Origin of the sequence: Mesorhizobium sp. J428, from assembly GCF_024699925.1 — a bacterium.
Classification (GTDB): domain Bacteria; phylum Pseudomonadota; class Alphaproteobacteria; order Rhizobiales; family Rhizobiaceae; genus Mesorhizobium_A.
Genome location: NZ_JAJOMX010000001.1, coordinates 4,913,952 through 4,932,958, shown reverse-complemented (window position 1 = coordinate 4,932,958; position 19,007 = coordinate 4,913,952). Strand labels below are relative to the sequence as shown.

Sequence of the window (19,007 nt, the reverse complement as noted above, 5' to 3'; positions counted from 1 at the left end):
GCTCAGGCCGCCGCCGGCCGGACGGCCTTGGAGAAGAGCCGGTAGAAATTGTCCGTCGTGATGCGCTCGATCTCGTCCACCGTCACGCCGATCGTCTCGGCCAGCACCTCGGCGGTGTGGTGCACATAGGCCGGCTCGTTGCGCTTGCCGCGATACGGCGTCGGCGCCAGATAGGGCGCATCGGTCTCGACCAGCAGCCTCTCGCGCGGCACTTCTCGGGCGATCGCGCGCAGCTCGTCGGAGCGGCGGAAGGTCAGGATGCCGGAAAAGGAGATATAGCCGCCGAGGCGCAGGCCGGTGCGGGCGAGGTCCGCGCCGGAGGAGAAGCAGTGGAGAAGGAAGGGGAAGGCGCCCTTCCCCGTCTCGTCCTCCAGGATCGCGGCGACGTCGGCATCCGCGTCGCGCGCATGGATCACGAGCGGCAGACCGGTGCGCCGCGCGGCCTCGATATGGGTGCGGAACCCCCTCGCCTGCGCCTCGCGCGGCGCATGGTCGTAGAAATAGTCGAGGCCGGCCTCGCCGATCGCCACGCAGCGCGGATGCGCCGACAGCGCGACCAGTTCGCCGGCCGAAATGCGGTCTTCCTCGCCTGCATTGTGCGGATGCGTGCCGACGGAGCACCAGACCTCGGGATAGGTTTCGGCGATGGCGCGGATCTCGTCGAAGCGGCGCACGCGCGTCGAGATCGTCACCATTGCGCCGACGCCGTTTTCCTTGGCGCGGGCGATCACGTCCGCGCACTCGGAAGCGAAGTCCGGAAAATCGAGGTGGCAGTGGCTGTCGACCAGCATCCGATCAGTTGCCCGCCGCCTCGACGTAACGTGGAAACACGCCCGCCGGCGCCGGCAGCGGCGTGCCGGAAACGAGCGCGTTGGCGTCGCCCGCATGGGCAAAGCCGCGCTTGTCCGGCGCCACGGCCAGCAGGTCGAGCAGCTTGGCCGCCGAGCCCGGCACGAAAGGTTGCAGCATGATGGCGATGCGGCGCACGGCTTCCGCCGTGGTCCACAGCACGGTCTCCATGCGCGCGGGATCGGTCTTGCGCAGCGCCCATGGCGCCTGGCGGTCGAAATAGCGATCCGCCTCGCTCACCACCGCGATTACACCTGCGAGCGCCTGGTGTATCGCCTGTTCGCCCATGGCGCGGCGGGCCTGGACGAGCGCCTTGTCGGCCTCGGCGAGCACGGCGCGGTCGTCGTCCGTCAGGTCGCGTGCCGGAACCTTGCCGCCGCAGTTCTTGGCGATCATCGACAGCGAGCGCTGGGCGAGGTTGCCGATGCCGTTCGCCAGGTCCGCATTGGTGCGGTTGACGATCGCCTCGTGGCTGTAGCTGCCGTCCTGGCCGAACGGCACCTCGCGCAGGAAGAAGTAGCGCACCTGGTCGAGCCCGTAATGCTCCACCAGCGAGAACGGATCTACGACGTTGCCGACCGACTTCGACATCTTCTCGCCGCGGTTGAACAGGAAGCCGTGCGCGTAGACGCGCTTGGGCAGCGGTATGCCGGCCGACATCAGGAAGGCCGGCCAGTAGACGGCGTGGAACCGCACGATGTCCTTGCCGATGATGTGCACGTCGGCCGGCCAGAAGCCCCAGCGCGGGTTGCTCTCGTCCGGGAAGCCGGCCGCGGTGATGTAGTTGGTCAGCGCGTCGACCCAGACGTACATCACATGCTTGTCGTCGCCGGGCACCGGCACGCCCCACTTGAAGGTCGAGCGCGACACCGACAGATCCTTCAGCCCCGACCTGACGAAGCTCATCACCTCGTTGCGCCGCTCTGCAGGGCCGACGAAATCGGGCTGGCTCTCGTAGAGTTCGAGCAGCTTGTCCTGGTAGGCAGACAGGCGGAAGAAGTAGGTCTCCTCCTCATTCCACTCGACGGGCGAGCCCAGCGGCTCGCGGCGCACACCATCCTCGCCGACGGTCGTCTCGCTCTCGTCGAAATAGGCTTCCTGGCGCACCGAATACCAGCCGCTGTAGCGGTCGAGATAGATGTCGCCATTGTCGGCCATGCGCTGCCAGATCGCCTGGCAGGCGCGCTTGTGGCGCTCCTCGGTCGTGCGAATGAAATCGTCGTTGGAGGCGCCGAGCGTCTCTTCCATGGTGCGGAAGATCGCCGAATTGCGGTCGGCCAGTTCCTGCGGCGTCACGCCTTCCTTCTCGGCCGTCTGCTGCATCTTCAGGCCGTGCTCGTCCGTTCCCGACAGGAAGAACACTTGCCTGCCGTCGAGGCGCTGGAAGCGCGCCAGCGCGTCGGTTGCGATCACCGTATAGGCATGGCCGATATGCGGCTTGCCGTTCGGATAGAAGATCGGTGTCGTGAGATAGAATTTTTCTTTTGGCATGGGGGACGCTTGGGCTTCGGTCACTGCGCGGTCAGATAGCGCATAGGTCGGCGCATTGCTATCCCGGATAGCCCTACCGGCTCAATGCGTCGCCGATGCGGTTGAGCAGCCCGACGACGTGCTGGCGCTTGTCGAGATTGTAGGTGTCGGTCTCGCGGATCGTCGAATTGGCCTCGTACCACAGTTCGGCGAGGCGCGCGGCCCGTCTTCCCTCGCCTTGCGCCGCGGCGTCGGTGGCCGCGCGCGCGACCTTTTCGAGCAGATGGTCGTTGAGGATCTCGAAGGTCACCGTCTGGTCGCGCCCGGTCACGGCGTCGGCCAGCCTGTAGGCGTCCAGCGGATCGCGCCGCGCTTTGCCGACGAACTGGTCGGCCGCCTCGGTGATGTCGAAGCCGCCGTGCTCCGCAAGCAGGATCGCCTGCCTGGCGCTGCCGCCGGCGCGGTCGAGCAGCGCGCGGCGCGCCTCCGGAGCGTTGGGCAGGCCGGTGCCGAACGAATTGAGCACCGAGCCGATCTCCGTCTCGGACAGCGGCGCGAGACGCAGCACCTGGCAGCGGGAGCGGATGGTCGGCAGCAGGCCTCCCGGCGAATGCGAGACCAGCAGGAAGATGGCGCGCGCCGGCGGCTCCTCCAGGCTCTTCAGCAGCGCATTCGCCGCATTGCGGTTCATCTCGTCGGCCGGGTCGACGATGACGACGCGGTAGCTGTCGTCATGCGCCCGCAGCGACAAAAAGCGGCCGACACGGCGCACCTCGTCCACGGTGATGGCGCTCTTGAACTTCTTCGCCCGCTCGTCATAGGGCCGCGTCAGATGCAGCACCGCGGGATGCGCACCGCTCGCCACCTGCCGCGCCAGCGAGCTCGAAGGATCGGGCTGGCCGAACGTCTCGGGCGCATCCTCGCCGCGCGGGTGCGACAGGAGGTGGTGCGCAATATGGAAGGCGAAGGTCGCCTTGCCGATGCCCTTCGGCCCGGTCAGCAGCAAAGCGTGATGCAGCTTGCCGGTCCGGTAGGCGCCGGCGATATGGGCGGCATGCTCCGCATGGCCGAACAGATGCGGGTTCTCGGCCGGCTCAGGCACGTCGGGCAGGCTGTCGGCCTGTTCGGGCGCGAGACGTTCGCTCATGCACCCTGCCCTTGCCGCTTTGCCTGCGCCGCGTCCTCGCCGATCAGGCGCGCGCGGACTGCGCGTTCAATGTCCGCGGCCACGCGATCGGCGGGCGCGGACGCGTCGACGACGACGCAGCGCTCCGGCTCGCGCGCCGCAATGTCGAGGAAGGCCCGCCTGCGCCACTCGTGGATGTCGAGCGTCTCCTTTTCGAACCGGTCGGCCGTCTCATTGCCGCGTCGTGCGGCGGCCCGCGCCAGCCCGAGCGCTGGATCGAGGTCGAGGATCACCGTCAGGTCGGGCATCATCCCGTTGATCGCGACCGCTTCCAGCGCGCGCATGAAGCCGGCGTCGAGATTGCCCGTCACGCCCTGGTAGACCCGCGATGAATCGAGAAAGCGGTCGCAGAGCACGATCGTGCCCTTCTCGACGGCGGGACGGATCACCTGCTCGACATGGTCGGAGCGCGCCGCGGCGAACAGGATCGCCTCCATCGCCGGGCCGAAGGTCTCGGCAGCACCCGAGAGCAGCACGTGGCGAACCGCTTCCGCGCCGGGCGAGCCGCCCGGCTCGCGCGTCACCAGCACCTCCCTCCCCTCGGCGCGCAGTGCCTCGGCCAGTCGCACGATCTGCGTCGACTTGCCGGCCCCCTCACCGCCTTCGAATGTCACGAAAAGTCCGCGCGCCAAGAATCCACCGTCGTGCCGGATAACAGGTCCAAGCGTTTATTCGCCCCGGCCCCAAAGGTCCACCGGCATCAGCGCAGCCAGCCGATCGCCAGTTCCTCGAGCGCGTCGAGGGTCCGCCGCCACAGCGATCCGACGCCCACCGATTCGGCGGCGTAGAGCGGCGTCTCCTGGGTCAGCATGTCGCCGACCCAGATCTTCAGCTTGCCGACCGGCTGTCCGGCCTCGACCGGAGCTTCGACCGGTCCTTCGTAGACGATGCGCGCGATCACCTTGTCGCGATTCTCCGTCGGCACGAGCATGGACACGGGGCCGTGCGCGGAAAGCCTGACGCGCGCCTTCTCGCCGCCATATGTCTTCGCCTCGCCCACCGTTTCGTCGGCCGCGAAGATGTCGATCTTGCGAAAGGCGCGCATACCCCATTCGATCAGCTTGCGCGCCTCGTCCACGCGCTCCTTGTCGCTCGACATGCCGCTCATGGCGAGGAACAGCCGCTTGCCGTCGCCCGCCGCCGAGGCGACGATGCCGAACCCCGCCTCCTCCGCGAAGCCGGTGGCGAGCCCGTCGGCACCGATCCCCAGCTTGATCAACGGGTTGCGGTTCTGCTGGTTGATGTTGTTCCACTTGTATTCGGGCTGAGAATAGTGCGGATAGAACTCGGGATAGGCCTGCCAGAGATGGCGCGCGAGGGTGACGAGGTCGCGCGCGGTGACCGACTGGCCGTCTGCCGGCAGGCCGGTCGGATTGACGAAGATAGACTTCGTCAGCCCGATCTTCCTGGCCCTCTGGTTCATCTGTTCGGTGAAGCCCGCCTCCGATCCGGAAATCCCTTCTGCCATGACGATGCAGGCATCGTTGGCGGTGATCACCGTTGCGCCCTGGATCAGGTCGCCCAGCGGCACGAAGGATTTGACCGCCGCGAACATGGTCGCGGTCCTCGACGGCGCTCCGCCGGTGCGCCAGGCATGTTCGCTGACCTGGAATGTCGTCTCGCGGCTGTATCGTCCGGACTTGAGCGCGTCGAAGACGACTTCCATTGTCATCAGCTTGGCAAGCGAAGCCGGCGGGAAGGCTGCATCGGGATTCTTAGCATAGAGGGTCGTGCCGGTCTCGGCGTCGATCATGTAGGCGCGCGCGGCCTTGGTCTCGAACTGCGCGAAGGAGGCTCCGGCCGAGAGAACGAGCGAAACGACGACGGCCAGGGCCGCCGAAAAGCCGCGCATGATGCTGGATGTCACCACGTTCCCTCCACCTGTCCCCGACACGGATCCTAAAGATGTCGTGCGAAGGCAGAAAGCCGGAAAGAAGGAAGAATGTGTGACGGCCGCGCCGCAGCGCTCAGTTGCGGACGATGAAGGCGTCCGAAGCGCCCTCGTTCCAGGCGGTGCGCAGCAGGTCGTCGATCGCCTTGGCCGATTTCGGCCGCGCGGTGACGGAATACCAGGTCTGCGACCCGTCCCTGCCCTGCTCGATGGAGGCGAGACCGAGAGGCATCAATGCGGCCGCGAGCCTTTCGGCTTCCGCGCGATCGGCAAATGTGCCCACGGAGACATACTCGCCGTCCGAAGGCTGGCCGGACGACCAGGAGGACAGGATCTCGGCCGGTGCCAGTCCGCCCTTCGCCATGCCGTCGAACGGCACAGCCGCGCGGCCGACGCGCTCCTCGGCATAGCCGAGCACTTGGGGCTTCGCGCCGTCGCCCCCACCAAGCCGCGCCAGAGGACGGTCGATGATGACCGGGCCGTTTTCTGGGAACTCCATTACGCCGTCGCCGGGAGCGACTGCTCCCGAAGAGATCAGCTGTCCGGGGAAGGCAGCCGCTGCGACCGCCTGCGACGTGCCACTTCCGCTCGTGGGTGTTGGGCCTGCCATGGCGATCATCACACCGGTCGGCATTCCGTCCGACGGATCGGGAGCCGCGTTGCCGGGCTTGTAGGAGGCGATCAGATATTCGTCGTCGCGGCCTTCGAGCGGCGCGCGGCCGACATAGTCTACCTTCACGTCGGCGATGCCGCTGTGCTGGTAGTCCAGCATTTCGGCGGCGCGGCGCGACAGGTCGATGACGCGGCCATGCGCGAACGGACCGCGGTCGTTCACGCGCACGATCACCGAGCTGCCGTTCTTCAGGTTGGTTACGCGCGCATAGCTCGGCAGCGGCATGGTCGGATGCGCAGCCGACAGGTGCGTCATGTCGTAGATTTCGCCATTGGCCGTGAGCCGGCCATGGAACGCGTCGCCATACCACGACGCCTTGCCCTTCTTCGAATAGCCGGGCTGTTCCTTGGGGTAGTACCCATTTGCCGGCGACCTGATACGGCTTGCCGAGCTGGTCGCGCCCGCCGCCGCGCGGCAGGTTGCTGCGCTGGCTGGTCATGCGCGGGCTCGCCTTGCCGTAGACGGCCTCGGGGAAATATTCCTTGGTCGCCGGACGTTTCGACAGCGACACCTTGGGTTCGTGCGAGGTGCAGCCTGCAAGAGCCGTCGCAGCGGCCAGCAACGAGACGATTGCACCGGATTTGAGCGCCCCCCGGCCTCTCCTGTCGGTCATGCTCTGTCTGTCCCCGTCATGTCACCGTCCGGCACGCCGGTGTCTGATGCATTCCGCAAGCCGACCTCCGCTGCCAGCTCGCCGAGTCTGCTTCTAACGCCTCAGTCTTTAGCGCCGTCTTAACCGATTGTGACCCGAAGCGGGCAAATTTGTGACGTCAATGTCGACCATGCCTGGTCGGCATTTGTTTGTCCCCGCGGGCACGGGGTCGACGATCCGAATTCGCGCGTGCCCCCCGCCCCACGTCGGGTTGCAAACAAGTGGCCGGATCCCGATTTCGTTCGTCTCACCGGAAGGCGGGCAGTGGGTGGGCCGGCGCTCGCGAAACCGAAGCTCTGTTCGTCGGTTGACGCCGGCCCGGCTGCCGCACTACAGAAAAGCCTCAACGAACGGGCGCGGTCTTCGGTGCTATCTAGCGCGAATTCTCGTCTCCGGCGTCGAGGTTCCTGCAGGAGATCTCCCTGCTTCGGAGGGATGGCCGAGCGGTTTAAGGCACCGGTCTTGAAAACCGGCGTGGGTGCAAGCTCACCGTGGGTTCGAATCCCACTCCCTCCGCCAGAACCTTATCTATCTGACTGAAATATATGATAAATTGGGGATCAGAAAGTGCTGTCCCCACTCTGATCCCCACCGAGGCTTTCTGCCGGACGGCGGCAAGTCGGCAAGCCGATCACGCGCGGCCGTATTCGTTCTCTTCCTCGCGATCGTCATAGGCAGCATCGAATTTACTGACGCCGCGGCCGTGTTCGGTCCATCCCAGCGACGGCTCGAGGTCGGGGTCTTTGTCCAATCGATCGAGCGCATCGATCAATTGCTCGATCGCCGCGGCCAGCGAGCGCCGATCGCGGGTGATGGTCAGCACCAGGGCGGGTCTGACACGGACCTTCATTCGACCCTCCCGTCGCGCCGTTACGAGGGCGGGCCGTTGAGGACGTACCATCTGAGACCGACCGACGCGCGGGGCACGACGATGTGCCAGCGGATTTTGTGATCCAAGGCCCACTCCTCGAGCGCTTCGCCGAGTTCCGCGGTCAACCGGTTGATCCGGTCAAGCGGCGTTTCGGGCGCTAAGGCCGCAGGCGCGGCCGCTGGCAGCGTTTGGACGTCCCGGACGCATTCCGGAGCCTCCGGAGCGGCCAAGGCCATTCCTGGGGCCAATGCGGGGATTGTGGCGAGACCGCCGATTAGGCGGCGACGGGTAATGATGGTCATGGGGTGCTCACTGGTCGAACCGGTTTTCTACGGCCGGCGGCGCGATGCGCCTGCACCGCGCGGCGGGCGCGGCAGCCGGGGGGTAGAAACCTGCCAGTGACAGGCCGAACGGTTTTAAGCTTTCGCTCTGGACATAGCGTTCGCCCCCGGCCATAACAGCCGAGTTGGAACGCCCGCCAAGGCGTTGCCGTGCGACTCGAGCCCGCCAAGGCTCACTGCGCAATCAGCGGTTCGAAAGACGCCAATCGTTCGATCGCTGCACTGGTCCGGGTTTCTACGCCCACGGACACGTTGCCCCCGACGTCGATTCTCGTCAAGCATTCCCCGCCAGGGGAAGAGCTTGCGTGTGAGACAACCGGGAGGAAGTGATGACAGCTGAAGTATGGATCCCGCTGCTGAGCGGATTTGTCGGGGCACTTGTCGGTGGCGCAAGCTCAGTGTTGGTGGTGCTGATACAGGCGGGGCGCGATCGTCGCCGGCATCTTCAAGAACTCGCGATGCAGATGGCAGTGAAGGAATGGGAAAACCACGCTGCCATTGTTCTCAAGCGAGGCGGGGCGTTGGGGCCGATGAGTTACTATCTCGCCGAAGCGTTCAAGACTATGAAGATGATTGAGGCTAGAGACGGGAACCTCAGTCCTGCCGACCACATCCAAGCTGCGGTCGAAAGCCGTTTGACGCTTCAGGCTCTTGTTGCGGCTGATCCTAACAGGCCGTCTTGGGCTGATGAGAAGAAACCTTCTTAGCCGGTACGAGGCGGATCTCTCCCCGAACCTCCCAATCTGCAATCGCCCGACCGGCGCCCGTCAGGGGAAGAGCTTGCGCGTCGTCGACCAACGTGAGGGAGCAGCCTACAGGGTGACCGCCGCAGGATGACGCGTAGACGCCGGTGACGGCGATGGTTGTGAGCTCCGACCGAAGCGCGCTCCAGCGCGCGCTTTTCGATTTCGATTCTGGTCTACCGCAGTGCCTTGATAAGTAAGCACCCGGCGGAAGCGATGTACTGTGGAGGGGTCGGGCTGCAGGCCCTCCCAAGCTCACAGCGCTGCCTCCGCGTGCGCGAGGGTCTCCGCGAGAAAAACAGAGATTCCGCGCCAGATGCAAGCCTCGGCACGCTATCGCGGCTCTCCCGAATGCGGTGCTCAAATACCGTGTCCCGCTCGTGTCCCGCTCGTGTCCCGCTGGCTCGCTGGTTTCCTTGCCTTTTCGCGGCAGTGCGAGAGCGTCTGTCCCGCTGCTGTCCCGCACGATCAACTCTTGTTACAGCTTCGGCCGAAGTGAGCGCCTCGCGAGGAGCCGGCGGAAGCGACTGTCCCGCTCGCGTCCCGCTTGTGTCCCGCTAGGCGGTCAAGAAGGGCGCAAATCCGACCCTCCTGTGCAAGGTTGTCGCGCTGAGTCCCGCTCGTGTCCCGCTGCTGTCCCGCAACAGCGCTGCAACAAACGCGTGATCAAGGTCTAGCAGTACTATTCAACTCCCCTTCTTCGGGAGGTGCCGCGATGACTTGCGCTTGCCGGCCTGCTGGCGTCGGCGAAGGTAATCCTCCGCGGACTCCGTGGCTCGCGAGCATTTCCTTTCGAGATGCTCTTCGTAGAGGCGGTCCCCTTCGGCGGCCGACGAGGGAGATCGACGATCGCGAGACAGCGAAGGCAGGGGCGGGGACGATGGCTTCACGGCCTTCGGCGCCGGCTCGGTGAAAATGCGATCGATGTGCTCCGGCAGGAGGATCATCGCATTCCCGAGCATCCGACATGCGCCAAGCCGGCGCGCCTCAGCGCGTATGGTGCGCGCTGACAGCTTGATCCCGCGCGCGGCGAAGACCTGAAGCCATTCTTCCGGCGTCTTTCCCTGATCGAGTAGCACAGAACCCCACCCGCTGTTGCGCATCGACACGATCCACGAAATGCCCGATTGTGCGGCGAAATCGAAACCACAATATAGTCGATGGGGATACGCGCTATCGGCTCCTCCGAGCCTCCCACGGCTCGACGAACGTGCCTACCCACATTCCCGCTTTGGCGGCCTGCGCGGCCTTCTGCTGCAGCGCGTATCGGCCTTTGGAGTATTTCGGCCAGTCGAGCGCATGGCCGTGCCTGACGAGCCAGGAAGCCACGTCGGCGCCATCAGCACGGGTGCACACCGCGACTGTCCGCCCATACCGATCACGCGACACGCGCCGGCATGACGTCGGACGCGACTGCGCCAGAAACTCGTCGAGAACTTTGGCGGACGCCGCCCCGCATCGATACTCGGCGCCGGCTGCGTCCTGGCATCGCTGCCAGCCCTCCGGTGCGTCGATCCCGTCCAGCCGGATCCGCTGTCCGGCGATCTCGATCGTATCCCCGTCGATCACCGAGGCGCGGCCGAGGATCATCTCGTTGCCGTGCGCAGCGACACTCGCCAGCAAGACAGCAACGAGGGCGGCGGCCATCCTCAATGGCAATGAACTCTACCGGCGCTGTTGTCCATGTGGCAGCACTTGCCCGGCGGCGAACTCTTGCGACACCCGCCGCCGTGCGCCTGTGCGGCGCTGGCCTGAAGCGCCAATGCAATGCAGATGCTGATGATCAGCCTCATATCCCCTCCGATCCCTGCCTGAAGGTAGCCGGCGTAGCCGATCCTGTCGATAGCGGAGGGCCTTGCCGACGACTTGCGGTTGCGCAAGAATAAGCCGCCTTGGGAGGGCTGGGGGAATGAAGAGACTTGGTTTTGCAGCTGCCGCGTTTGTGGCAGTGGGGTCAGTTTCGGGCTGCGCTTATCGCGCCGAGACGATGTCGGTGGCGTCCTACAACGTCTACTCGTCCTACGAGAACAAGCTGCCAGGCAAATACCTGCTCTACGTGGACGGGTCGAAGCTCGACAAGACCATCAAGCCGTCGGACTTCAACTGCGCTGCGCACAGCTACCCGCTCGCGATCTCTGCCGGGTTCACCGGCTCTGTGCGCAAGACGTTCGCCAACCTGGTCGAGGAGGTCGAGGTCGTGGACGCTCCGGTTGATCGGGCCGAGCTTGCGCCGCGTGGTGCTCGAGCGATGATCATTGTGCGAGGCGAGGAGGTCAATGGCCGGCTGCGCGTCGTGCCCGGCTTCTGGACCGCAGGCATGGAAACGCAGGTCGAGCTTGTCGGATCAATCGTGGTCGACGGTCGCAAGGGCCGCCTGCTCGGAACAACGGTGAGCGGCGACGGCAACGCGCAGAGCAATGCCGGCCTTGCCTGCGAGGGTGGCGCCGCATCCCTCGTCCAGTCGGCAGAGGACGCGATGAAGGAAGTCGTGGGGCGTCTAGGCGAAGCCCTGACGAACTCGGAGCGCGTGCGGTCTGGCGTCTAGGGAAGATTTGGGATGAAACGCATCGCAATCACGGCCGTTGCCGCCCTCGCGGGCTGCGTCGCGGCGAATCCGGACAACATCACGCCGATGTCCATCTCGACCGTCGGATACGAGCAACTCGAGTGCCCTCGCCTTGCCACGGAAGATGCGCGGGTCGCCGGCGAGCTCGGGCCGCTGATCTGGTATCAGCGCAATCAGCGGAAGGCCGACACCGCGGGCATCATCCTAGTCGGTCTATCGCCGACCGGGATGGGCAGCCCTGAGCACAGTGCCGCGATATCTCGGCTGAAGGGCGAGAGGGAGACGATCGCCCGCGTGAAGACGACGAAGGGGTGCGCCGAGCCGCAGGCCGTCGTCGACGAGAGCAAGCCGGCGGCCGAACGGAAGCGCGAACTCGACCAAGAGAAGCTCAACCGGCCCGGATCGATACGAGGATGAAGCTCTCCCTCACCCTAGACACCACCTCGTCTATCGCGCTCCGCTGCCTGGCGCACGAGCTCCGATGCTCAGAGGAGGAAGCAGCGATCCGCGCGCTACGGGATGCGCTGATAGGGATGGGGATGTTCAAGGAGGGGCAAGATCTCGAGGAGGATAGTGAGGTGGAGGGGGAGGCGTGAAATCTTCATTACACGAGAGAGAAATTAACCCATTGGTAATCGGCGGCATTGACTTATATGTCAATTAGGCTACGGCTCAGGCAGTTGGTGGATGCGGGCCATCTTGAATTTGTTGCTCCGACAATCTCGTCGAGCGGGGTAGAGCGTGACGTGTTCATCTCTAGAGACGTGCGGCACTTTTTGGATGTGAGTAATGGGGTCCATCAAAGTTTTGGTCGCGCCGCAGGTCGAGCGACTGCGAAGATTGATACCTTTGCATCAGGTGGGCACGTCGTCTTTGGAATGGATCCCGGCAATAAGAGCCCTTCGACGCTCGTTGCACGCAACGGACCGGTCCAGAAAGGCATCGTTGACCTGCGTGTAATAAGCTACCAGCCGGACGTGCGGATCTTCGGCGCATTTGCCGAGATCGACACGTTGGTGTTGCTTACTTGGGCGCCGAAGACCGGCTTACACTACGCAACCGAGATCAAAAAGTGTCGATCCGTTTGGGATGCCTTTTTCACGGGCTTTGAACCACATAAGGGAGAGAGTCATGGCGACTACATCTCGCGCAACGTCATTCCTGGCTGAGCCGGTTGGTGACGACCCTATCTCTGAACGCGCGCTGGGATATGTCACAGAAATGGCGAGAGAGGCAGCTTTTGATTTGGTGGCGACAGCCTGCGTAGAGGCAGGGGTGAGCCGCGCGTCTCTGGCTAGACGTCTCAACAAAGACCCTGCGCAAGTAACCCGCATGCTGGGCGCACCAGGAAACTGGACGTTGGATACGATTGCGGAAATGCTGTTTGCAATTGATGGAGGCATGCTCCGGATGTCGAGTTACAAGCCGCTCGAACAGCCGACCAGTAATCGCAGGTTCCCAGCGTGCCTAGACGGCATCACGATAGAGCCCGGTAAGATCTACCAGTTTACGCAGCAGCCAGGTGCAGCACCAGCCAACAACCTGATTGACCGTCATGACCCTGCTAGTTGAAGCAATTGTCGTTTGCGACGAGGTCCGCAAGGAGATCACCGGCAAGGATATCATCATAGGAGCTTATGGCGATGGGATCGTGGTTCCTGCCTATCCTGCCAACATTACAATTGCCCTGTGGGTGTTGATAAACTCTACAGCCACAGGAAACTATGAAGGCGAACTACGGATAGAGGCTCCGAGTGACAATCCGCCCATCAATGTCGGATTTGCAATGAACGTCGTTAAGCCGGAGTTGTCCCCTATGGGGATTAGCGGGATGCCGCTACGCCTCGAACGAGACGGCGAACTCGTTGTCTCCTTCCGCCTCAAAGGTGAGCCGTGGAAACGCGTCGCGCGAAGATCTGTCATAAGAATACCCTCAGCACCACAGCAGGCGCGCCGCAATTGACCAGAGCAGGGCGTCCGGCTTCGCGCATGTGTCGCCCCTTGCAAACATTTGCAGCTCCCCGGCTCCGGCCGGGGTTTTCGTCTTAAGTGACGGTTATCCTGAAAAGCGATAGTCTCGCTGCGAATGCAGAATGGCGTTGCACCATGGCGCTCTGGCAATTCAAATGCTTTCTGGTGTCGGCGACCGACACGCTTATTCACGGTGTAGCGGCTATCAGCCTCTCGGAAGGCCAGGTCGCGGATGCTAAGCTGCGCGTCGATGCCGATGATCTGGATCGCTTCTTCGAGCGTTTAAGCGATCTACTGCCTGAAAAAGCAAGTTGGGATGCGGCGCTTCGCATCTGGGGCGACGAGAAAACAGACGATATCCAAGTCTGGCTTGATGGCGGGGAAATCGCAGAGGTTCAATTGCGTCTCGATATGCGCGACCCTTCTATTGATCTCGTTGATGGACTTTGCAGGCTGGCCGCCGCCTACGAATGCGTCTTCCTGACACCAGATGGGAGAATCATACGGCCAAACAAAGATCGACTGGAGAAGGTATCTGGTCGATCTGCCGCCGCCGATTTCTCCCGCGACCCTGCGGCCTTTCTAGCGCGGTAGCAAATCGCTCAAGGTCTGGGTTTTCGTTTTAGGGCGCGGCGTGCCAAACCGGCACATCCTTCCTGGCATGCGAAATGCACCGCCGTTAATGCCTAGACCGCAATCCCCCGCGGACCGGGTAAGGAGTTGCCGATGAGGGCGTCCGGGCGGGCGTCGGCAACTCCTTCCGCCGTTAACCAGCGCGCGCAGTCCACATAGCCAACGTCGTAGCGCAGTCCTATGAAAACAGGTGGTGCGACGAAGCTACCCCGCCCGTGTCGCACCAGGCCGGCGCGCTCAGGCAACTCTTCGCGCCGGCCACATCAATCCTGGCGGCCGAGCAAGACGATGATCGTGGAAGCCCCGATCAGTGCGATCTGCGCCAGTCGCTCAGCCACCCGCATCGCACCTGCCGATACGTTTCTGCGCGCCGCCAGCACCACCGCCGCCGCGCCGCTTGAAATGGTCAGCGCGACCGTCACCCAAAACACTACTCGCATATCGATCATGGCTACCTCCTGGCGAGGAGGATGCCACCGGGTCGGAAGCGGTGGATGGAATAAGCACTAGCGCCGAGAGAACCTCGGCGCGGCGTTGAAATCTATCCACGGCATTGACGACGGCAGGCCCGCGGGCGCCTGTTGTAAAGCTCCGGCACAAGAACGGAGCAGGAACATTTTCCTTGCGCCGGCATTTGTCCGGTGGCAGGGTCACGCCCGTCCCAAAATGGAGTCACGACATGTCCGAGCCAGCACTGGCGACGGCCGGCGAAGCTTTGCCCGACCTTGACGTCGCCACCGACCAGGCCATCGCGGCGTGCGGCGGTGATGCAAGGGCGGCGGTGAAGGCGCTGCTGATCATGAACAACACACTGGAAAACGAACTCGCCACAACCCGCCTGGCCGTCTCGTTTGGCTACTCTCGCGGCTGGCATCGCAGGAGGAACGATCAATGACCGCATCCCATAAGCGAGCGAATGCGGAGCGGGCCGCGCTGGAGCGGGAGTATCCGTTTCAAGTCGCCCTCCAGGATGACCTTTGCATCCGCGACAACCTGAACCTGATCGATGCGTTCTGCCGAGAACGGGGGCTGACGTTCAAGACGAAGCGGATCAACGCCACCTTTCCGTGCGGCAAATACGTCCAGTATCGCATTCACTGCTTCAGCGCCCTTTGGGCGGCGGAGATGTTCGCCACCCATTTCGGAGCCGAGCCTTTTGATTGGAAGGCCAGCGGCGGGCGGCCAGATTCGTGGGCGCGCAAGGATGTCTATCACCGCCTTCTCGAAAGCGGGCCGTTGCGCGTTCCGCGCATTATGATTGACTAGTCTGGCCGTCGATCTCAGGATCATCACATGTGCGGACGCGTCCGGCCCTGATCGCCGAGACGCTGGTTCTGTTCGTCAGGGAAAGCTCGGCTGCATCGGAATGAAGGGGGCGCGAGCGTGTCGCTACGGACGGGGACGATGAAACTGATCGTGCATGTTGGCCCGCACAAGACGGCGACGTCAGCCCTGCAAGCGTTTCTCAACCGGAACCATGCCGCATTGCGGGAGAAGGGCGTCTGGTATCGCGGCTGGCAGGGAACTACGAACCACACTCCGCTTGCGACGATGTTCCTGCACCGCAACCCTGCCGCCGGCGGCCTCATGCGCGGCTATGTCGAGGACGCTGCAGCTTCCTCATGCGAAGTTTGTGTCGTCAGCACCGAAGTGCTCGCAAAGGGGGACTTCGATCCCAAACCGTTGCTAGCGGCCATAGACGGCTATCGGGCGACATTTGTCGCTTATCTACGGGCTCCGGACGAGCGCATGATCTCGGCCTTCGACCAAGTCGTTCGGAATAAATCCCGCACCGGGCCGATCGGAGAGCTGGAGAATTTTGATCCCACTTACCGGCAGAATCTTCTGAAATGGGCCAAGGCGGAAGGACACGAGTTCGTTCTTGCTCCTTATGATCGCGCCCAGTGGACCGGTGGCAACATCTTCGAAGACTTTCTTTCAATGTTCGGCATCGGGCGCGATGGCCTGGAATTGGAGCTGGACGAGTCGGAGGAGAACCGCAGCCTGCGGCCGGCTCTGACGGAAGTGCTCAGGGTGGCCAACGCGGTCGGCCTCTCGGGCGAGACGCGGCGGGCCTTTATTGCGGGGCTTTATAAGCTGCAGGCGTCACGACCGAACTGGTATCGCGGGGACGACCTGCTCACGCAGAGTCAGAGCGCTGAGATCCGGCACCTGCTGTGGAATAACCTCGACCAATGGCGTCCTTATTTCCGTCCTGGTTTTGATCCGGCCTATCTCGCGCCGGATGCGAAACGGCGGTAGCGCAGCCCTCACTCACATCGCCACGCTTTTGCTCCGGACCGGTTCGGCGCGGCAGCTGGCCGGCTTTGGAGGGAATGCGTGCGGCGCCTACTCCTCTCGCCAGGAGACCTTACGCACATACTCAATCCGGCTGATCCGCCTGACCTTCGCCGCCTGCCGCTCCACGCCGGAAAGCCTCGGCAGGTCTATACCCATGTCGTCGTTGCCACAGGAGATGCAGCGCCAGCGCTGCACATAGACCACGTCGTCGACCTCGATGTCGCCGAAGAGCGTGAGCAGATCCTTGAGCGCATAAAGACGTTCCGTCCTGCAACCGCGGCAGCTGATGCGCGCCAGTTCGTTGATGCGCATTGCCTCGCTGAGCCTGTATCCGCTTTTCTTCTTCGGCCAATAGGGTTCCGGCATGAGAACAGAAAAGGAACATTTTCCTGCGCCGTCAAGGGCCGAGATCTTTACCGAGCGGCCGCAAGGGGGTTAGCTTGCCCCTATGTGCAACCTCTACAACGTCACCACGAACCAGCAGGCGATGCTCGATTTCACGCGAGCGCTGCGTGACATCTCCGGCAACCTGGAGGAATCGCTCGACGTCTACCCCGACTATCTGGCGCCGATCGTGCGCAACACGCCGACCGGCCGGGAGCTGGCACGGGTGCGCTGGGGCATGCCGTCGTCGCAGTTCGCCTTGATGGAAGCGACGAAGAAGCGGGCGCGCAAGTTGGAGGAGAAGGGCAAGCCGGTCGACTTCGCCGAGCTGCTCAAGATGGAGCCGGACGGCGGCACGACCAACATCCGCAACACGTCATCGAAGCATTGGACCCGATGGCTTGGCGTCGAGAACCGCTGTGTCGTGCCGTTCACCAGGTTTGCCGAGCCGGACCCGGCCAGCAAGGTCGAGGGTGGCCGCACGCCGAATGCCTGGTTTGCGATCGACGCCACCCAGCCGCTCGCCTTCTTCGCCGGCATCTGGGTCGCCGGATGGGAGAGCGTGCGCAAGGTCCGCGAGGGCCTGACCACGAACGACCTGTTCGGCTTCCTGACGACGGACCCGAACGGCATCGTCGCGCCAGTGCATCAGAAGGCCATGCCCGTCATCCTCACCACACAGGCCGAGGTCGAGACCTGGCTGACCGCGCCGTGGCCGGACGCAAAGACGTTGCAACGTCCCCTCCCCGACGATCGGCTCGTCCGGCTGGCCGCATGATCGACGCCGGCCGGTTCATCAAGGTGCAGGAGCAGATGGAGGCTCGCCTGACCGCCTTGATGAACGGCATGAAGGATGCGGGCTATTCGCCGCAGGAGATCGCCGCGGCCGTGGTCGACATCGCCGACAACTGGGTGCTCTCGCAAGCCTGCAACGACCAGACGGAGCGGGACATCCGCCTCGCGATCGAGGCCGCGCGCCGTAGGCCTTGACTCTTTTGTTCTCATTTCGTTCACTGTGGCGAAAGGGAGAACGACCATGCTCTATACCGATAGAGGGTCTCGATACTGGGTCATGTGGCGCATCCCGGTCGATCCTTGGGCCGAGGCCGCGAGCCGGGAACATCCCGTTTGCCTGCAGGCGCGCGATCTTGAGGGCGCCCGCGAACAGGCGCGGACCTTGTGGGCGATCGCTCGGCCTGACGACGCGGAAGGCTACCTGCTGACCGACTGCGGCATGGTGATCGACGACGTGCGGATCGTGCCGCGTGACAAGGCAACGCTGGAGAAGATCAGGAAGGCCGATCAGCAGATCGCGCGATTTGGCGCCGATTTCGTCCAAGATCGCCGGCCCGGCGTGTCACCGGCAGAGCTTGCGGACGACTTCGACTTCGACGAAGCGCTCTATGCTTTGCGACACGATCTGATAAGAGCCGAGCTGCTGCGCCGCGCCGGAAAGACGCCATGACCGAGGCGCCACAGCCCGCCCAGCTCCCTGTCCCGACGCCGCCGGGCGTCTATGAGCACATCTGCGAGCATCCCGGATGCAGGAAATGGGGCAGCTTCGGCTTCGCACGCAATCAGCGAGACGAGCCGAGATGGTTTTGTTTTGAACACCGGAGCGACGGCGGAAACTAGTGTCGGCGGGACTGAGGCTCCCGCGCCTCCATGTCCTGAGCTTCGACCACAGCCATTTCGATGAGGTAGGCAAGCATCGGAAACTGCTCTTGCCTGGCGATGTCATGCAGGCGCTGGAGGTCTGTCCGCAGCTTCCGAAGCGTTTCAAGCTGTGATTGCGACAGCGACATCCGCACCCACCTTCTCAACTCTACCGTGAAGGTATAGTATTTTTCATTGGGGCGTAAAGTAGCGGAGGGGTAAATGCGTCAAGAGACGACAAAGGCCTTTCTCGAAAAGGCACTCGCACAAGCATTATACGATGATCGGCGCTTTCTCATCTATCTGATCGAGATGGCGATCGAGGAATGCAACAGCGCCGCTGCGGTCACGGCCGCCCGGCGAGAAGCGATAGTCAAGAAGATCATGCATCAGCACGACCCTGACCAATCGCGGCTTGAAATGGCATAGAGCATACGGCCCGTCTGGCACTGCCGGGCGGGCCGGGTCTATTTGGCCCTCACGCCGGCCATGTAGATCCTGTCCTCTTTGGCGGCGGCGATCAGCGCCTTCCGTGCCACCTCGGCGGTCGCCCTCCCCTCCAGCGCCTTCAACGCCGCCTCACGCGCCGCGCGGCGCTTTCGGGTCTCTGGACCATCGGGCCAGCGATACAGCAGCGTTTCCGCCGCCTCGCGGGCCGACCCGATCATGCGGATATGCCCACCGGTCCACACCGGGACTGTCTCCGCAAAGCGGCGATCGGGATCACTCATGGCACGCACTCGAACTGCGGCGACTCAACGGGCAAAAGCGCTGCCTGGTTCCGCCTTCGAGGATGGACGGAAGTCACCGCTGCGACTAT

The 19,007-nt window shown here is 63.7% G+C and carries 28 protein-coding genes, 1 tRNA gene and 1 pseudogene; 17 read left to right on the top strand and 13 right to left on the bottom strand.

All coding sequences use genetic code 11. The features are described from left to right. Positions 1 to 2: 2 nt before the first annotated feature. From LRS09_RS24875 to LRS09_RS24850, 6 genes and pseudogenes are all read right to left on the bottom strand, one after another. Positions 3 to 791, bottom strand: coding sequence for a TatD family hydrolase (locus LRS09_RS24875; protein WP_257809714.1), 789 nt, complete (start codon positions 789 to 791; stop codon positions 3 to 5). A gap of 4 nt (positions 792 to 795) precedes the next feature. After that, on the bottom strand, positions 796 to 2,340 hold the full coding sequence (gene metG, locus LRS09_RS24870; RefSeq protein ID WP_257809713.1) for a methionine--tRNA ligase: 1,545 nt from the start codon (positions 2,338 to 2,340) through the stop codon (positions 796 to 798). A gap of 73 nt (positions 2,341 to 2,413) precedes the next feature. Continuing rightward, positions 2,414 to 3,466: a DNA polymerase III subunit delta' gene (locus tag LRS09_RS24865; RefSeq protein WP_257809712.1), complete on the bottom strand. Its 1,053-nt coding sequence runs from the start codon at positions 3,464 to 3,466 to the stop codon at positions 2,414 to 2,416. Next, a complete protein-coding gene (tmk, locus tag LRS09_RS24860) occupies positions 3,463 to 4,137 on the bottom strand; it encodes a dTMP kinase (protein WP_257809711.1) in 675 nt (224 codons plus the stop codon). Before tmk ends, LRS09_RS24865 begins: the two co-directional genes overlap by 4 nt. Positions 4,138 to 4,205: 68 nt before the next feature. Beyond that, positions 4,206 to 5,357, bottom strand: a complete 1,152-nt coding sequence (locus LRS09_RS24855; protein WP_257810307.1) for a D-alanyl-D-alanine carboxypeptidase family protein — start codon at positions 5,355 to 5,357, stop codon at positions 4,206 to 4,208. A gap of 115 nt (positions 5,358 to 5,472) precedes the next feature. Continuing rightward, a pseudogene (locus LRS09_RS24850) lies at positions 5,473 to 6,682 on the bottom strand (septal ring lytic transglycosylase RlpA family protein). 468 nt (positions 6,683 to 7,150) lie between these two features. Here LRS09_RS24850 and LRS09_RS24845 point away from each other — a divergent pair. Continuing rightward, positions 7,151 to 7,240: transfer RNA gene (locus tag LRS09_RS24845), tRNA-Ser, on the top strand. A 112-nt stretch (positions 7,241 to 7,352) separates the two neighbouring features. Here LRS09_RS24845 and LRS09_RS24840 read toward each other — a convergent pair. After that, complete coding sequence (locus tag LRS09_RS24840; RefSeq protein WP_257809710.1) at positions 7,353 to 7,571, bottom strand: hypothetical protein; 219 nt, start codon at positions 7,569 to 7,571, stop codon at positions 7,353 to 7,355. A 20-nt stretch (positions 7,572 to 7,591) separates the two neighbouring features. Then, the gene (locus tag LRS09_RS24835) at positions 7,592 to 7,894 is read right to left on the bottom strand and encodes a hypothetical protein (RefSeq protein WP_257809708.1); all 303 of its coding nucleotides are present in this window, start codon (positions 7,892 to 7,894) and stop codon (positions 7,592 to 7,594) included. A gap of 368 nt (positions 7,895 to 8,262) precedes the next feature. Between LRS09_RS24835 and LRS09_RS24830 the strand changes: the two genes are divergently transcribed. Further along, the gene (locus tag LRS09_RS24830; RefSeq protein WP_257809707.1) at positions 8,263 to 8,640 is read left to right on the top strand and encodes a hypothetical protein; all 378 of its coding nucleotides are present in this window, start codon (positions 8,263 to 8,265) and stop codon (positions 8,638 to 8,640) included. Between the two features lie 1,209 nt (positions 8,641 to 9,849). On the opposite strand, the gene LRS09_RS24825 is transcribed toward LRS09_RS24830, so the two are convergent. Further along, entirely contained in the window at positions 9,850 to 10,323 is a 474-nt protein-coding gene (locus LRS09_RS24825; protein ID WP_257809706.1) for a thermonuclease family protein, read from the bottom strand. A gap of 262 nt (positions 10,324 to 10,585) precedes the next feature. Between LRS09_RS24825 and LRS09_RS24820 the strand changes: the two genes are divergently transcribed. From LRS09_RS24820 to LRS09_RS24790, 7 genes are all read left to right on the top strand, one after another. Further along, complete coding sequence (locus tag LRS09_RS24820; protein ID WP_257809705.1) at positions 10,586 to 11,221, top strand: hypothetical protein; 636 nt, start codon at positions 10,586 to 10,588, stop codon at positions 11,219 to 11,221. A 12-nt stretch (positions 11,222 to 11,233) separates the two neighbouring features. After that, entirely contained in the window at positions 11,234 to 11,659 is a 426-nt protein-coding gene (locus LRS09_RS24815; RefSeq protein ID WP_257809704.1) for a hypothetical protein, read from the top strand. Then, positions 11,656 to 11,838, top strand: coding sequence for a hypothetical protein (locus tag LRS09_RS24810; protein WP_257809703.1), 183 nt, complete (start codon positions 11,656 to 11,658; stop codon positions 11,836 to 11,838). The genes LRS09_RS24815 and LRS09_RS24810 overlap by 4 nt, the downstream gene beginning before the upstream one ends. Before the next feature lie 150 nt (positions 11,839 to 11,988). After that, the gene (locus LRS09_RS24805) at positions 11,989 to 12,411 is read left to right on the top strand and encodes a hypothetical protein (protein WP_257809701.1); all 423 of its coding nucleotides are present in this window, start codon (positions 11,989 to 11,991) and stop codon (positions 12,409 to 12,411) included. After that, on the top strand, positions 12,374 to 12,814 hold the full coding sequence (locus LRS09_RS24800; protein WP_257809700.1) for a hypothetical protein: 441 nt from the start codon (positions 12,374 to 12,376) through the stop codon (positions 12,812 to 12,814). The genes LRS09_RS24805 and LRS09_RS24800 overlap by 38 nt, the downstream gene beginning before the upstream one ends. Next, a complete protein-coding gene (locus LRS09_RS24795; RefSeq protein ID WP_257809699.1) occupies positions 12,798 to 13,205 on the top strand; it encodes a hypothetical protein in 408 nt (135 codons plus the stop codon). The genes LRS09_RS24800 and LRS09_RS24795 overlap by 17 nt, the downstream gene beginning before the upstream one ends. Positions 13,206 to 13,348: 143 nt before the next feature. After that, positions 13,349 to 13,807 (top strand): hypothetical protein, encoded by a 459-nt coding sequence (locus LRS09_RS24790; protein ID WP_257809698.1) that lies wholly within the window; start codon positions 13,349 to 13,351, stop codon positions 13,805 to 13,807. Between the two features lie 302 nt (positions 13,808 to 14,109). Here LRS09_RS24790 and LRS09_RS24785 read toward each other — a convergent pair whose 3' ends face one another. Then, complete coding sequence (locus LRS09_RS24785) at positions 14,110 to 14,295, bottom strand: hypothetical protein (RefSeq protein ID WP_257809697.1); 186 nt, start codon at positions 14,293 to 14,295, stop codon at positions 14,110 to 14,112. Between the two features lie 230 nt (positions 14,296 to 14,525). Between LRS09_RS24785 and LRS09_RS24780 the strand changes: the two genes are divergently transcribed. The 3 genes from LRS09_RS24780 to LRS09_RS24770 all read left to right on the top strand — a co-directional run bounded on the left by LRS09_RS24780 (position 14,526) and on the right by LRS09_RS24770 (position 16,108). Next, entirely contained in the window at positions 14,526 to 14,741 is a 216-nt protein-coding gene (locus LRS09_RS24780) for a hypothetical protein (protein ID WP_257809695.1), read from the top strand. Further along, positions 14,738 to 15,112 carry a hypothetical protein gene (locus LRS09_RS24775; protein ID WP_257809693.1) on the top strand — a complete coding sequence of 125 codons (375 nt, stop codon included), beginning with the start codon at positions 14,738 to 14,740 and terminating at the stop codon, positions 15,110 to 15,112. The genes LRS09_RS24780 and LRS09_RS24775 overlap by 4 nt, the downstream gene beginning before the upstream one ends. A gap of 138 nt (positions 15,113 to 15,250) precedes the next feature. After that, positions 15,251 to 16,108, top strand: a complete 858-nt coding sequence (locus tag LRS09_RS24770) for a hypothetical protein (RefSeq protein ID WP_257809692.1) — start codon at positions 15,251 to 15,253, stop codon at positions 16,106 to 16,108. Positions 16,109 to 16,195: 87 nt separating this feature from the next. On the opposite strand, the gene LRS09_RS24765 is transcribed toward LRS09_RS24770, so the two are convergent. Then, positions 16,196 to 16,459 carry a hypothetical protein gene (locus LRS09_RS24765; RefSeq protein ID WP_257809691.1) on the bottom strand — a complete coding sequence of 88 codons (264 nt, stop codon included), beginning with the start codon at positions 16,457 to 16,459 and terminating at the stop codon, positions 16,196 to 16,198. Positions 16,460 to 16,595: 136 nt separating this feature from the next. Here LRS09_RS24765 and LRS09_RS24760 point away from each other — a divergent pair, with 136 nt between their 5' ends. The 4 genes from LRS09_RS24760 to LRS09_RS30425 are packed head-to-tail and all read left to right on the top strand — an operon-like array spanning position 16,596 to position 18,166. Continuing rightward, the gene (locus tag LRS09_RS24760; RefSeq protein ID WP_257809690.1) at positions 16,596 to 17,309 is read left to right on the top strand and encodes an SOS response-associated peptidase family protein; all 714 of its coding nucleotides are present in this window, start codon (positions 16,596 to 16,598) and stop codon (positions 17,307 to 17,309) included. Then, positions 17,306 to 17,521 carry a hypothetical protein gene (locus tag LRS09_RS24755; protein ID WP_257809688.1) on the top strand — a complete coding sequence of 72 codons (216 nt, stop codon included), beginning with the start codon at positions 17,306 to 17,308 and terminating at the stop codon, positions 17,519 to 17,521. Before LRS09_RS24760 ends, LRS09_RS24755 begins: the two co-directional genes overlap by 4 nt. Before the next feature lie 46 nt (positions 17,522 to 17,567). Further along, positions 17,568 to 17,996, top strand: a complete 429-nt coding sequence (locus LRS09_RS24750; protein ID WP_257809687.1) for a hypothetical protein — start codon at positions 17,568 to 17,570, stop codon at positions 17,994 to 17,996. Continuing rightward, positions 17,993 to 18,166: a hypothetical protein gene (locus tag LRS09_RS30425; RefSeq protein ID WP_374684880.1), complete on the top strand. Its 174-nt coding sequence runs from the start codon at positions 17,993 to 17,995 to the stop codon at positions 18,164 to 18,166. Before LRS09_RS24750 ends, LRS09_RS30425 begins: the two co-directional genes overlap by 4 nt. Here the strand turns inward: LRS09_RS30425 and LRS09_RS24745 are convergent. Then, positions 18,163 to 18,336: a hypothetical protein gene (locus LRS09_RS24745; protein WP_257809685.1), complete on the bottom strand. Its 174-nt coding sequence runs from the start codon at positions 18,334 to 18,336 to the stop codon at positions 18,163 to 18,165. The two genes, LRS09_RS30425 and LRS09_RS24745, sit on opposite strands and share 4 nt — an antisense overlap. Positions 18,337 to 18,409: 73 nt before the next feature. On the opposite strand from LRS09_RS24745, the gene LRS09_RS24740 reads away from it, so the two are divergent. Further along, entirely contained in the window at positions 18,410 to 18,616 is a 207-nt protein-coding gene (locus LRS09_RS24740) for a hypothetical protein (RefSeq protein WP_257809684.1), read from the top strand. Positions 18,617 to 18,654: 38 nt separating this feature from the next. Here the strand turns inward: LRS09_RS24740 and LRS09_RS24735 are convergent, their stop codons facing one another. Then, the gene (locus LRS09_RS24735; protein ID WP_257809683.1) at positions 18,655 to 18,918 is read right to left on the bottom strand and encodes a DUF982 domain-containing protein; all 264 of its coding nucleotides are present in this window, start codon (positions 18,916 to 18,918) and stop codon (positions 18,655 to 18,657) included. Positions 18,919 to 19,007: the final 89 nt, after the last annotated feature.